This window comes from Exiguobacterium sp. FSL W8-0210, from assembly GCF_038006045.1.
In the GTDB taxonomy this organism is placed as follows: Bacteria; Bacillota; Bacilli; order Exiguobacteriales; family Exiguobacteriaceae; genus Exiguobacterium_A.
On the sequence record NZ_JBBOUK010000001.1, the window covers coordinates 2,671,207 to 2,683,591 of the forward strand.

Consider the following 12,385-nt stretch of genomic DNA (forward strand, 5'->3'; position numbering starts at 1 on the left):
ATTCACTCCTTTTATTTTTTATCGGTATGATAACGGAAGAAATGTATCGTTAAATCACTACAATTTCATATCGAGAAGGGCAAACTTACTGAAAAGTAAGGGCGCAAAGACATGGGTCGTCGATCTTCGGATACCGATCGCCAGTCTGCAATGCCGCGGCCGCTCTCTGATAATCAATCAGGAGGCTATCAACATGGGTATTATCTCACTCAAGCGCATGACGTCTATTTTGTGCATTCTTTTACTGGGAGTGTTCTTCATGTCGTCATTAGACGCGAAAGCAGAAAAGTCAAATCCACTAGACAATGCGAAGTCGTATAAAGTTTACTACGACGCACCGTCAGCAGCGAAAATCAAGAAGATGCAACAGTATGATGTCATGATCATCGAACCCGTCTTTTATTCAGCTGCACAAATCAAACAGATTCAACAAAATGGAACAAAAGTATACGGCTACATCAATACGATGGAAGCAGATAATTGGAATACAGATTTGATGGGGCAACTCGTGGAATCTGACTTTTTCCACCGGAACGGTCAACGTATTCATTACGCTGAATGGGATTCGTACTTAACGGATATCACATCGAAACACTATCAAGCTGTTTTAATGAAAGAAGTTGAAAAACAAATCGTCCAAAAAGGACTAGATGGTGTTTTCCTCGATACAGTCGGTAACATCGATAACGAGCATGCCGACCAACCTGTCGTTCTCGAACAACAACGAATAGGAATGAAGAACTTCCTAAAGTCACTGAAAAAAAAACACGCCTCTTTATCACTGATCCAAAACTGGGGATTTGGAACGTTGAAGTACCGTACGTATCCTTACGTCGACGGTATCATGTGGGAGAACTTCAATTATTCAACAGTCGCCAATGATCAGTGGTCAAAGGATCGGATGACAGACCTCCAAAAATTAAATCAATCTCAAGACATCAAAACACTGACGATTTCTTCCGTACAAGGCACAAAAAGTGAAACACTTGCTCAAAAGAACGGATTCCTTCATATGAAGTCAAACATTGATTTAAATTACAATAAATTCTAAACATTTTCATATACCACTTTATAAAGTGACAGCAAATCCCACTACCTGTCAAGCACATGGCATATATCTTATTTCGAAAATGAAGTACCAATTTCCTCTACAGCACGAGGAAATTGGTCCTTTTTATCTCCACAAAAAACCATCATCTCAAATGCTAATATACAGTATTTGACACTAATCGTTTTTAATTATATATTTTAGAAAACTATTTGTATAGATTGGACGTCTTAAATATGATTCAAATTTGGATACTTCAAGGGTCGATGATGTTTGGGTTGACGTATCTCCTTTTAGCCACATATCAATTAATTCGTAGCAAAAATAGTGAAATTGTAGGTACTTTCATCATCATCCTATGGTTTGGTAGCTACCTGTTGATCATCGATGTCTTATTTTTATCATATGAATTAATCTGGCAGGTCATCCCTTTTGTTTTACTAGCCTATCATCGAGAAAAAAGAGCATTCATCAGTGTAGCACTCATCGCTCTTATCAATATGTCGGTGACAGCAGATACTGAATAAATGCTCCTCTCGGTAGCGGGTATTGCGTTTCTCTCGTTTCTCTTACAAAAGAAGACACATCTCGCTTTGCGCTTTGCCGTGCTTCACCTTCTCATCGGAAGCTTCATAATATTCTTTCAATCGGATCACACGCTATCCACGATTATTTTTAACGGAAGTCTCACGTTATTGATGTACAGTATATTTCTTTATCTATTGCCGCTACAGTATCGCTATCGAAAGCAACTTGAGACCTATCAACAGTTAGCGGAATATGATGCGCTGACGGGTCTCGCCAATCGACGAGTGTGGGAATTACGCGCCAAAATACTTGCTGGTCAATCTTCGACCTATCATTTGATCACGCTTGATTTAGATCAGTTCAAACAAGTGAACGATCAATATGGTCACTACAACGGCGATGCTGTGTTGGAGCAGTTCGCGAAAATACTGAAGCGCAATACACGTCCGGAAGATTCAGTCGTTCGGATGGGTGGCGAAGAATTCCTTGTTCTCCTAATCAACCTGACAGTCGAACAAGCAACCACCATCGCCGAACGAATCCGCCAGGAAGTCGAGCGAAATACCTTTCATTTACTCGACGGCTCCTCGATTCATGTCACGACATCAATCGGTCTTTCTTCTGGAAAGCGAGACATTCCTGTTCAGCAGTCGCTAGAACTATCCGATCAAGCTCTCTATCAAGCGAAACGATCGGGACGAAATATCGTTCAAAATGCTAATCAGCTGTCATGAAGACTTCGACTCATATACGAACTCTATCTTACGTTGAGAAATTCGTCTAGCGTGTAAGATGGAGTTTTTGTTGTGATTTACGATTTACGAAAAAATGGGGACTCTCTTTTTGTTACACATACGTATTTCAGTGTTCTTCATCGATATTCAATCATTATCTAAGCACAACCAAGTTTCTTATTAACATGATGAAGAATTATCTCGAAAACAACAACGAATCGTTCGTTTCGTCACCCAATCTCCACCAGCCTTTTCCCTTGTTGTTTAATCGCTTCGTCATGCGTGACGAGAATAATCGTCTTTCCTTGATTGTTCAATTCTTGTAAGAGCACCATCACCCGTTCAGCGTTCGCTTGATCGAGCGAGCCCGTCGGTTCATCCGCTAAGATGATGTCACATTGCTTCAGCATCAATCGGGCTAATGCGACCCGTTGCTGTTCCCCACCTGACAACATGAAAACTTTTTGATTGATTTTGTCACTCAGTCCAACAGAAGTCAGCACTTCTTCGATCGTCTTGCCCGAGCGATAGCGTTTTTGAACGATTTCGAGATTCTGCCGGACCGTTTTTTGGTCGATGAGTGCGAAGTTCTGAAATAAGAAGCCAAGCTTCGTCCGGAAGTATGCCAGTTGATTGCGCTTGTTCGTGATATCCTTTCCATCGACGATGATCGTTCCCGTAGCAATTGGCTCTAGCGCCCCAATCATGTTGAGCAACGTCGTCTTCCCGCACCCACTCGGACCAGAAAAGATGACGAAGTCGCCCTGAGAAATCGTTAACAATAGGCTTTCGAATAAGATTTTTCCTTGAAACGACTCGGTCAGTTGCCGGATTTCAATCATAGATTCCCCCCCTTTAAAATGCGCTGGACATTTGCCCGTTCAATCTTTCGAATCAGCCAAATTAGCAAGACGCCTTCTGCCACTAGTAAGAGTCCTCCGCCAGCTAACAATAGCCCAGGTGAAGAAAACTCAAGGATATAGGCAGTAAGCGCTACAGCCAGTGTACTGACAAGCGTAATTCCCATTGTCGACACGATCAGGCGTCGGTTTTTCTGCCAGATGCTGTACCCTATCACCTTCTGAACCGATAACTCGATCGCATTCACTTGATACTCGAGTCGTAGCACCGTCCAGATGACGAGTAACTCCAGACTAAGAATCAGTACGACAAAGATCAGATTCATATTCATCAATCGTTTTGCTACTTCCCAAATGCCAAGATACTTCTCCCACGCATTCGTCTATAAGACGAGTTCGTTCGTCATCTGTTTCTCCGCCACATAGTCTTGAAAGGCTTCTTGGTCCAGGTCATACATGACGTCAGCCAGTAAGACATTGGACAGTTGTTTTGGTGCTTTCAGTTGCTTTGCTTCATTGACGACGATGAGTAACGGATCATCGATGAGCGTACTGCCGCTAGTAAGATTTTGATCGATCGCGACGGTTTTGAAATCTTCCTGATAGCGGACGATCGGATAGGTGTCTGCGAGATACGCCCCGAGTCCGAGTTCACGAAGTCCACTATCAATGATCGACTTCACTGGAATTGCAATCCCCTCTGGCGCAAAGAACGTCAGCTCATGCTCTAAAACGGAGGCACTATTTGCAAATTGCCCGGCAACTTCATTAAATGCCGTCCGGTTCATCAAGACGGTCGGTTGATCTACCGTGAAGCTGTTAACTGGGGTATTCATTGTCACTTTAAAGTCATCATAAAAGCGTGTGTACAGTTCCGTCTGGATTCGTTCCGAGATGTCGGAACTTTTTCCATCCGAATAGCGTGGAAACGTTACTTTTTGACCGATGTAAGTGTACGAATAATTTTTCTTCGCTTCAAAGAACGGACGCTGTTTATAAATCGTTACCGCTTCGGCGATGACCGTGATACTGCTCGAGAGCATCAAAATCGTCAAGAACGCTGTTGCGAATTTCATTCCATATGTAAAGACAAGTAACTTATTCGACCGCTGACCGTTTGAGAACGCTTCTTTGATCGTCAAGCGTCGTAAGCGGAGATAGACGAGTCCGTTTACGACGAGCAATCCAATCATCAATCCACTGAACAGCATCAAGTGCGGATCAATCGGTGTGAACGAACGGAGTGTCAAAAAGCTGACGATGAATGCAACTAGTGCGAATACGCCTAAGATACGGTACCGTTCTGCCGACTCGTTATAACAAGGTTACGGATGATTCCCCGCGTATGTATCAATCAATTCCATCTTAAACGCCTTTACGGCAGCGGCTGAACCGATCCCGGAGAAGTTCGGCGTATAAGAAACGGCAGGATGTTCGGATAACGGCTTGAACTGGAACGTGATATCACCGAGGAAGACACTTTGGTAGACCTGTTCTTCAATCGAGCGGGTAGCAAACATCGCATCGGTACCAGCCGTCTCGTAAATCGTCTTCGTACTGGAGAGCGTTCGATTAGGCGTCTCTTCATAGGTGAAGACATCGACTTGATGTTTCGTCGTGGCTCGCTCGATATCTGCTAGCATCTGTTGTTCCGAAATCTTCGGATTCGGATAGATCGTCGTCGACACGAATGGTTCTGCGAATCCTTCAAGCGTCAGCATCCGACTCTCTCCAATGATGAACAGACTCGTAAACACCATTACGGTTAGCATCATCAATTTCAAGCGCTTCATCCGGTTTCCTCCCATCTTTTAGTAATACGTTCAGATTACCTTGAAACACGAATAACCAAAAGATATAATTTCCTAACGCAATCCAACAAAACACGTCCTTTAAAAACAATAGCCATCTATTCCTTAAAATCAGTAGACTCACTTCTCTTTTGCGAATAGGAATCTAAGGACTCTAAGCGAATTAGGAAGATCGCCTCTTTAATTTTCTTTTTTCCATGACTTACTCCCTATCTTTCGATTGGTAGAACGATACTGATTTTTTTTCGAACACCCCAGCGGATAAGTAGAGTTATCCTGAAGACATTCGCTTTAGAATGCGGGTTTAACTGAAGAGAACTGGTAGATTGACGAGGAATTGCATCACTTACGCTACTTAAAAGTTAAAGAAACCGTTGGCATGATTGAAGAAATGGAACGTTGCGCTCGGCGGATAACTCTACTTATACTAAAACTACCGCGGAATACATACCAGATATGCATATCTGAAGAAACGGATACCCATGAACGACTTACTACGCAACTGGATTCCCCTCGTCAACTCCCTCCTGTCCCGCCTGTCGATCCACCCGAATGAACATGATGAATGCCGGCAAGCCGCCCTGCTCCGACTTTGGAAATCAATTGAAGAAGGCAAGGTCATGACCGTCACCTTCGCCCGGATTCGGGCAAAGGGCGCGATGCTCGACTACCTGGCAACCCGCAACCGGACCCTTGCGACCGAAGTCGCGGTCGAGACGATGCCGGAGCTTCCTCGGACACCGAACGTCTCCTTTCATTATCTCCTAAGCGAACTCAAACGGGATCTGTCGAATAAAGAGTACACGTTTCTCGAAGCCTTGATGCACGGCACGGAAGAGACGCTCGGTTACTCACCGGCGCGACTGCGTTCATTAAAGTCGGAACTCCGGCAGAAAGTCCAGCTCCTTCTCGGATGATGACCTATTACCAAGAACGCTTACTCGCAATCATCGAACAGGCGGACTATCGTCCTTTGACGAAAAAAGCCTATCGCTCGGACGTACAACATCTCTGTCGCCACGTCGAACGAATCGATGTTCCGTCGCTGCAACGCTATGGTAAGTTTCTACGCGACACGTACGCCCCAGCAACTGCCGCTCGACGACTACATGCTCTCTCCATCCTGTTCGATCAACTGGTCGCGGAACGTTCACTCCCGACAAATCCGTTGGCTCGCGTCAAAAAACCGATTCCTGCACCCTACCGACGACTTGCCTTCACGTACGACGACGTCCACCGTGTCCTCGAGACGATTCGTGATGAGACCGTCTACGCCTTTAGCTTTCTTCTCCTGCACACGGGGCTGCGGTTTTCGGAAGCCCGTGACTTACAGCTCGCAGATATCGACTTTGCACGCGATCAGTTACTCGTCCGAAGCGGTAAAGGCGATCAATCACGTCAGGTTCCGCTGCATCATGCGTTACGTGATGTCCTGACGCGCTATATCGAGACGATTCGTCCTAATGCACTTCCATTATTTTGCGAAGACAGTGGACGACCGGTCAATCCGGCAAAGTTTCGCCGTGTCCTAAAAGAAGCAAGTGAACGATGTCTTGGACGGATCCTGCGGCCGCACGATATCCGGGTGACGTTCGCAACGACGCTCTATCACGTGCATCAGACGGATATTTTAACGATCATGCGCTTGCTTGGGCATAGCGACGTCCGGACGACCCAACACTACGTCCTACCGTCGCACGACATTGCTCATTTGTCGGTTAATCGACTCAAGCGGACAGACGATTAAGAACGTCCCGGACGTGATTCGTCTGGCTACGGATGTATCCTTCCGTCGTCGAGATGCTGGCGTGACCAAGCAGACGTTTTATATCAAGCAGCTTCAAACCGGCTTGTTGATAGAGATAGGTCGCATAGGCGATCCGGAGCATATGCGGACGAACGTGACGTCCTAGATACGTGAATCCTACCTCGCGAAGTGCTTTTCTCACCGCATGTTCATTGATCTTCCGTCCCGTGACAGACTGAAACAAATAGCCGGTCGTACGACCCGCTAGAAATAGAACGATCTTATCGCAAAGTGATTCCCCGATCGGAACCGTCCGTGTTCGCCCACCTTTGCCGTGACGAATGTACAGTTCATTCGTCACCACATTAAAATCCTGTACCGTCAACAAACGGGCCTCCATGAAGCGGAGGCCTGTTTGACTGAGCACCTCGAAGAAGAGGCGATAAGTTGGATTTTGAATCTGCCGGATTACCGGAATCAACTCTTCACTATCGTGATACGTCTCATCCTGCAAACGTTGGTGGACAATCGGACGGATCTCGATCATCGGATTCTTTTTGATGCGTTTCTGCTCGACGAGAACATTACCAAGCCGACGCAAGACATGGTAGCGTCGCAAAATCGTCGATGGTTTATAGCATGCCTTCATCCAGTGAAAATAACGCTGTAAGGATGCAACCGACCAATCGACGTGATGACTTCTCATTTGCCGAAGGTCGCTCCGGTACGCCTTAATGGTATGCGCCGCATATTTCGAATGCGTCAACAGATACTGATCGAGATAGTCATAGTGTGTCATGGATGGTTCCTCCTTTAGATGGCGACTGGCGCAATGAATAATAAAACCGCACGACCAATTTCCAATAGATTATCAAGAATCGCTTTCCCAAAACACTTAATGAGCGAACAAAAAAACAAGGAAAAAAGTTACAATCTTATTGAATCCCTTTCCGTTTCGGATAGGAGAAACCACGTATATGTACTTACCCCGATTCACCCATCATTGATTCCACCCAAAGGAGCCTATTTATGAACACGGATCACGATTATCTCGGTAACCCCTCGGATATTCTCGTCACCACTCATGTCTTGGAAGAAGATTTACGTGACGTCATTGCGATTGAATTTAAAGACTTTTGGCACCCGAAATTACGGATCACCCCCAACGAGCTCGTCATCACCGGTTCGACTGTTTCAACAGAACATCGATTCGCCCACCATAAACCGTTCACCCTCACGATCGCCCCGTTTCGCATCTGTCATAACATCATCTCTTTCCACATCTACGATATCAGTCCGGCATCGCAAGAGCAGACAATTCTGAACATACTAAAGGAGCATCCGAATGTGTCTTACAGCTACCACATGATTCATATTCAACTCTTACCATGTGACTTCGGCAATGAATTCTTCCACACGCTCCAGTATACGAAACTACTCGATCATAAAATCCTCGTCGGTCTCCATCTGTAGCTCACTCCCAACACATTTTTTATTTGAAATTAAAGTACGATTAGGTGTTTTCCCCAAAAAAATCAACTTAAAAATAAGGGCGACACACCGATTACTCGCTAGTGTGTCGCCTTTCAAGCATCATTCTTCGTATTCACCCAAAACTGACTTACTTGATTAACACATGCATCGTTTCCGTGTGAGCGGGTCGTTGAACATCCTCATAAAATATCGATTGTGATCTGATGTGAAAAAAGTAAGTACCGGGTGAAGTTGTTTTCGTTCTAATTCGTAAAGCCACCGGTTTATCACCATCTATTCTTATATATTGGTTACGTATTAGCTTTTGAACACCTTTTGAATCTATTCTGTACATCAAAATTCCTGTAGATTGACGTTTATCAGTTTGATAAGGAGACTTGAGCGAAAACGTGTGGTACGTCGTTTTACCAACACGCTCTTGACTCCAAGTGTAGAAATGTCGTCTAACATCTTTATTGTATCCATTCCCGTTAGGAAAACTTAGTTGTGTGTATCCCATCGCTACGATTTTTGCATCTACTTTAGGAGCATGGAAGAATACACTTGTGACACATACACTGATTAGCAGGATTACTTGAATAATTTTTTTCAAGATTCATCCTCGATTTTATTCATTAGCAATATGTTTATATTTTAATCGCCACATAACTTCAGTCTTTACGTTGGATACAGTTAAAAATCAGTATGCGTTATTTTCCAAGTTCAACTTCCATGATACTTACAGAGACTCACATTCATCGACACAACAAAATAGCGGAACTCCTGTTGGGGAGAACCGCTATTTGCGTTTAATACTATGCATCGAACAATTAGAGAGTAACTACTATTCGTCATCATGCGTTTAATATCCGCAATTTCATACGATTTCATCAATCACATTCGTGTAAACATCGCTCTCGTTACCATGTAGCGTCTACTTTATTTCAAAACGAAAAATGAATCTCTTTTAGTTGACGAATCCGTTCTGTATCTTCAGCATACTCGCCTGCTTCATGCCAAGATCCCGCCTCTCCAAACTTTCCTTGATTCGACAAGAAATTATAGCTACCTATGACTAAATAAGTCTCATCACACATCAAGAGTTTGAAATGGGTATTCGAAACATGTAACTTCACTTTTCCTGGGTAGCCTTTTTTCAGCCATCTATTCTTCAAGTCTTTCGCGACCTTTTCAGACGTGACTGCTCGATCGTCCCGCATTCCTTTATCCATTCCAATACCATAGACGATTTTGATATCCACGCCACGTTTGAGTGCCGCCTCTATTTTATTCTTCAGGTTTTTGTCTCTCAGTAGCCAATTCCCTAACCACGGACTGACAATACAGATGTCAGAGTGTGCTTCATCAAAAGCGCGATAGAATAAATCCTTCATCTGTTGGTTTTCAACGTAGTGCCGATTCATGGGTTTCACATCTTTCAGTTGTAAATCCTGAATGATTTGCCGCATCGTCTCGACGTCTAATCCGTCAGACGACTTTTCTTTCAACAGTTCCATGACTTCTTGTAATGTCTCATCTTTGCTTTCATGAAGACGAAGAGCCGTCTGTAAATCAGCCATCATGGCTTCCGACTGTTCAGCTGTCACGTCTGCATTTCGATCAATCTTCCCGTTCAATCCTTCAAGATCTTTCCTCATGTGCAGCGAATGGCTTTCCATCATGGCGTGCAATTCAGCCATTTTTTGATTGGATGACGCTTCCGTTTTTTGCATGACGTTCTCCATCGTTCGCAACACCTGCTCCATGTAATGATCCATCTGCATCATCAGTGCTCGTGTCAATTCGTGTTCTTGACGTGCCACGTCCATGGTAGGCGTTGATTTATAAGCAACTATTTCCGTAGCCTCAGGAGCAACCTGTACTTGCTTTGACAAAAGATTGATTACGATAAAGCTCATACATAAAAGGACGACATAGATTGCCGACAGCAATTGATCAAATAAAAAGAAATGGAACATAGTCAAGAGTGTCATCACGGCAAGTGTCATATAGGCGGTTCGTTGATCATAGTCGCGCTGTATGTACCAGATATAGACACTGATTAGACCGAGGATCAGTAACATCACTAAACTGATTCCCGCGGGAAATACCCATGGTAAAAAAGATACCAATACATTGACGATGAGTAATTGTCGTTGTGTCATGAGCGTCTCCTTCAATCTACTAAAACTTTATCAATGATGAGTTCGAGTTCATCTTGATAGACATCGACGGTCGCTACGACACGAATCGGAAAACGGGAAGTCATCGCATTTTCAATGCGCTCTTTTCTTCCCTTAATTTCATCATTGTCGGCTTTGAATAAGACTGCTTTGATTTGTGAATCGTCTTGCGTCAACTGCAAGAAGAGATGTCCTTTCTTCTCCGTCACTTGCTCGACCATTCCTTCGACGACGACTTGTGATCCACGGTCTGACGATTTGATGGATGAAATCTGACGTGTTTGCACCGTCTCTGCTTTTTTATTCGTGACCTCCACGTCTCCTAACGTCTCCGGTACGAGCTCTAACTCACCTTTGTATTCGGTTACTTTTCCTGTGATTATGGCTGTAGCATGAACGGGGTACGTCGTAGCATCTGGTTGTAATGTCGAAAACAACGGAACTTTCAGTGATTGTCCATTTTCACTCTCGACCGTCAAGAAAATATGTCCCTTCGGATGAACATATTTCGAAACAATTTCGGCAGAGATCGTCTTTGTTTGTCCGATGTCGTCATTTGTGAGACGTTCGCTTTCTTTTGTCTCCATCACGACGAGATCTTTTTGTGTTTGGGGAATGATTTCAATCTTTCCTTGATATTCATCCACTTCTCCTGTAACAGTAATCTTCTGACCGACACTCATTTCTGTCGCGTCAATCGCTTTGTCTTTAAAAATAGGGACACTGATCGTTCCACTCGTATCTTTGACTTTTAGAAAGACATGCCCTTTATTCATGGACCGCTCTAGAATCGTTCCCGTAATAGTTTGTTGTTGCCCTTTCATCGAGGAATCGAGCGTTGCAATCGTCGTCGTTTGACCCGCTTCCGTCGTTTCGTCCGCTTTTACAGATGGGACGGGCTTTGTTGCGTTGTTTGAACTCGAATCAAACAGATTTAACTTATAGATCGCTCCCCCGACGAGTAATATCAGTATGCATGCAGTCACTACGATGAACGTTCCTTTTGATTGTTTCACCTAAATTCACTCCTTAAGAATCTATAGCTAATATTTATTTTTGTATTATATTTCTAATTTTACACAACCACCCAAATCCTCATATTTATTTTCTGTACAAGTGGTCAATGTCTATTTTTTCAATACAGTAACTTTCAAAAGTTCATTCTGCAGATGTTTTTTAGTTTAATACCTGTCCACATCTTTTATTATTAAGTAAGTCTATCTAGCGGAAGGTATCTTCGGTATCACTAGTATTATTTCCTTGGCAATGATTTCAGTAAAAGAAGACGAGTGATCGCTGCATACGAATGAACCTTACTCGACACACAGCACTTCACTTTTGGATGAACAATAAAAAGACATCATAATAAGCCTAAATCGGCTTGTTATGATGTCTACAGCATCCATGGGCACACTTTTATCTCTTCTTCAATGAAATCATCAGTGGAATGGTTAGAAAAAGAGCGCCTAACGCTACGTATATAATAGTCAAAGCCTGCATCGCCTCAACGACAATACTTCCTGAAATACCATACGCTAGCTGCAATTGATCTAATTCTCGATACATGTTGAAAAAGACGAGTGCAGATAGCAATGTAATACTAAACGGGATGATCCATACTTTTTTCTGATTCGTTTTAATCGATGTCGAGAGGAAAACAAACTGTATCACCACAATAAGAAGAATCGGCACGAATACCGACATCACGTTCTCTTCGCTTTGGAAGAAAAATCCTCGATTATGTTGCTCTTTAAAGTATGCAGAATAGATCCACAAGCTGATCAAGTAAACAATCAGACTTCCCCACATCATAAGTCTAATCAACGGACCATCTGATGTTCTGGTCACGATGTTTTGCTGCTCATAAAAATTAACCGGCTTTTCTTCGTTCAATTTTTTGAGTTCTTCATATTGAACCTTGTTTCCGCACTTCGGACAATACTCATACTGTTTTTGAATACTCGTTTGGCAACTCGAACATGTCGTCATCTTCCTGTCCTC

The 12,385-nt window shown here is 43.6% G+C and carries 14 protein-coding genes and 1 riboswitch; of the genes, 6 read left to right on the forward strand and 8 right to left on the reverse strand.

Annotated elements, in window-relative coordinates; genetic code table 11:
* Positions 1–68 precede the first annotated feature (68 nt).
* Positions 69–153, forward strand: a riboswitch (cyclic di-GMP riboswitch).
* Positions 154–259: 106 nt separating this feature from the next.
* From MKY22_RS13860 to MKY22_RS13870, 3 genes are all read left to right on the forward strand, one after another.
* Positions 260–1,051 (forward strand): endo alpha-1,4 polygalactosaminidase, encoded by a 792-nt coding sequence (locus tag MKY22_RS13860; RefSeq protein ID WP_290784598.1) that lies wholly within the window; start codon positions 260–262, stop codon positions 1,049–1,051.
* 233 nt (positions 1,052–1,284) lie between these two features.
* Positions 1,285–1,575 (forward strand): hypothetical protein, encoded by a 291-nt coding sequence (locus tag MKY22_RS13865; protein WP_290784600.1) that lies wholly within the window; start codon positions 1,285–1,287, stop codon positions 1,573–1,575.
* Positions 1,576–1,746: 171 nt separating this feature from the next.
* Positions 1,747–2,310 (forward strand): GGDEF domain-containing protein, encoded by a 564-nt coding sequence (locus tag MKY22_RS13870; protein ID WP_290784602.1) that lies wholly within the window; start codon positions 1,747–1,749, stop codon positions 2,308–2,310.
* A 230-nt stretch (positions 2,311–2,540) separates the two neighbouring features.
* Here MKY22_RS13870 and MKY22_RS13875 read toward each other — a convergent pair whose 3' ends face one another.
* From MKY22_RS13875 to MKY22_RS13890, 4 genes are all read right to left on the reverse strand, one after another.
* Positions 2,541–3,152: an ATP-binding cassette domain-containing protein gene (locus MKY22_RS13875; RefSeq protein ID WP_341089341.1), complete on the reverse strand. Its 612-nt coding sequence runs from the start codon at positions 3,150–3,152 to the stop codon at positions 2,541–2,543.
* Positions 3,149–3,496: a DUF1430 domain-containing protein gene (locus tag MKY22_RS13880; RefSeq protein ID WP_341089343.1), complete on the reverse strand. Its 348-nt coding sequence runs from the start codon at positions 3,494–3,496 to the stop codon at positions 3,149–3,151. Before MKY22_RS13880 ends, MKY22_RS13875 begins: the two co-directional genes overlap by 4 nt.
* A 57-nt stretch (positions 3,497–3,553) precedes the next feature.
* The gene (locus MKY22_RS13885; RefSeq protein ID WP_341089346.1) at positions 3,554–4,420 is read right to left on the reverse strand and encodes a hypothetical protein; all 867 of its coding nucleotides are present in this window, start codon (positions 4,418–4,420) and stop codon (positions 3,554–3,556) included.
* 75 nt (positions 4,421–4,495) lie between these two features.
* Positions 4,496–4,963 carry a hypothetical protein gene (locus MKY22_RS13890; RefSeq protein WP_341089348.1) on the reverse strand — a complete coding sequence of 156 codons (468 nt, stop codon included), beginning with the start codon at positions 4,961–4,963 and terminating at the stop codon, positions 4,496–4,498.
* A 500-nt stretch (positions 4,964–5,463) separates the two neighbouring features.
* Here MKY22_RS13890 and MKY22_RS13895 point away from each other — a divergent pair, with 500 nt between their 5' ends.
* Entirely contained in the window at positions 5,464–5,898 is a 435-nt protein-coding gene (locus tag MKY22_RS13895) for a sigma factor (protein ID WP_313289897.1), read from the forward strand.
* Complete coding sequence (locus MKY22_RS13900) at positions 5,895–6,728, forward strand: tyrosine-type recombinase/integrase (RefSeq protein ID WP_341089353.1); 834 nt, start codon at positions 5,895–5,897, stop codon at positions 6,726–6,728. The genes MKY22_RS13895 and MKY22_RS13900 overlap by 4 nt, the downstream gene beginning before the upstream one ends.
* On the opposite strand, the gene MKY22_RS13905 is transcribed toward MKY22_RS13900, so the two are convergent.
* Positions 6,709–7,527: a tyrosine-type recombinase/integrase gene (locus MKY22_RS13905; protein WP_341089355.1), complete on the reverse strand. Its 819-nt coding sequence runs from the start codon at positions 7,525–7,527 to the stop codon at positions 6,709–6,711. The genes MKY22_RS13900 and MKY22_RS13905 overlap by 20 nt on opposite strands.
* A 230-nt stretch (positions 7,528–7,757) precedes the next feature.
* Between MKY22_RS13905 and MKY22_RS13910 the strand changes: the two genes are divergently transcribed.
* A complete protein-coding gene (locus MKY22_RS13910) occupies positions 7,758–8,201 on the forward strand; it encodes a hypothetical protein (protein WP_341089358.1) in 444 nt (147 codons plus the stop codon).
* Between the two features lie 944 nt (positions 8,202–9,145).
* Here the strand turns inward: MKY22_RS13910 and MKY22_RS13915 are convergent.
* The 3 genes from MKY22_RS13915 to MKY22_RS13925 form a co-directional block, all read right to left on the reverse strand.
* Positions 9,146–10,366 carry a phospholipase D-like domain-containing protein gene (locus MKY22_RS13915; protein WP_341089360.1) on the reverse strand — a complete coding sequence of 407 codons (1,221 nt, stop codon included), beginning with the start codon at positions 10,364–10,366 and terminating at the stop codon, positions 9,146–9,148.
* 11 nt (positions 10,367–10,377) lie between these two features.
* A complete protein-coding gene (locus MKY22_RS13920; protein ID WP_341089362.1) occupies positions 10,378–11,400 on the reverse strand; it encodes an exodeoxyribonuclease VII large subunit in 1,023 nt (340 codons plus the stop codon).
* A gap of 400 nt (positions 11,401–11,800) precedes the next feature.
* Positions 11,801–12,373 carry a hypothetical protein gene (locus MKY22_RS13925; protein ID WP_290752829.1) on the reverse strand — a complete coding sequence of 191 codons (573 nt, stop codon included), beginning with the start codon at positions 12,371–12,373 and terminating at the stop codon, positions 11,801–11,803.
* Between the last annotated feature and the right edge of the window lie 12 nt (positions 12,374–12,385).

Coding starts and splice junctions, on each gene's coding strand:
- MKY22_RS13925 (WP_290752829.1), bottom strand. CDS start 12,373: ATGACGACATGTTCGAGTTGCCAAACGAGTATTCAAAAACAGTATGAG.
- MKY22_RS13880 (WP_341089343.1), bottom strand. CDS start 3,496: ATGAATCTGATCTTTGTCGTACTGATTCTTAGTCTGGAGTTACTCGTC.
- MKY22_RS13865 (WP_290784600.1), top strand. CDS start 1,285: ATGATTCAAATTTGGATACTTCAAGGGTCGATGATGTTTGGGTTGACG.
- MKY22_RS13875 (WP_341089341.1), bottom strand. CDS start 3,152: ATGATTGAAATCCGGCAACTGACCGAGTCGTTTCAAGGAAAAATCTTA.
- MKY22_RS13895 (WP_313289897.1), top strand. CDS start 5,464: ATGAACGACTTACTACGCAACTGGATTCCCCTCGTCAACTCCCTCCTG.
- MKY22_RS13890 (WP_341089348.1), bottom strand. CDS start 4,963: ATGAAGCGCTTGAAATTGATGATGCTAACCGTAATGGTGTTTACGAGT.
- MKY22_RS13900 (WP_341089353.1), top strand. CDS start 5,895: ATGATGACCTATTACCAAGAACGCTTACTCGCAATCATCGAACAGGCG.
- MKY22_RS13910 (WP_341089358.1), top strand. CDS start 7,758: ATGAACACGGATCACGATTATCTCGGTAACCCCTCGGATATTCTCGTC.
- MKY22_RS13860 (WP_290784598.1), top strand. CDS start 260: ATGTCGTCATTAGACGCGAAAGCAGAAAAGTCAAATCCACTAGACAAT.
- MKY22_RS13915 (WP_341089360.1), bottom strand. CDS start 10,366: ATGACACAACGACAATTACTCATCGTCAATGTATTGGTATCTTTTTTA.
- MKY22_RS13870 (WP_290784602.1), top strand. CDS start 1,747: ATGTACAGTATATTTCTTTATCTATTGCCGCTACAGTATCGCTATCGA.
- MKY22_RS13905 (WP_341089355.1), bottom strand. CDS start 7,527: ATGACACACTATGACTATCTCGATCAGTATCTGTTGACGCATTCGAAA.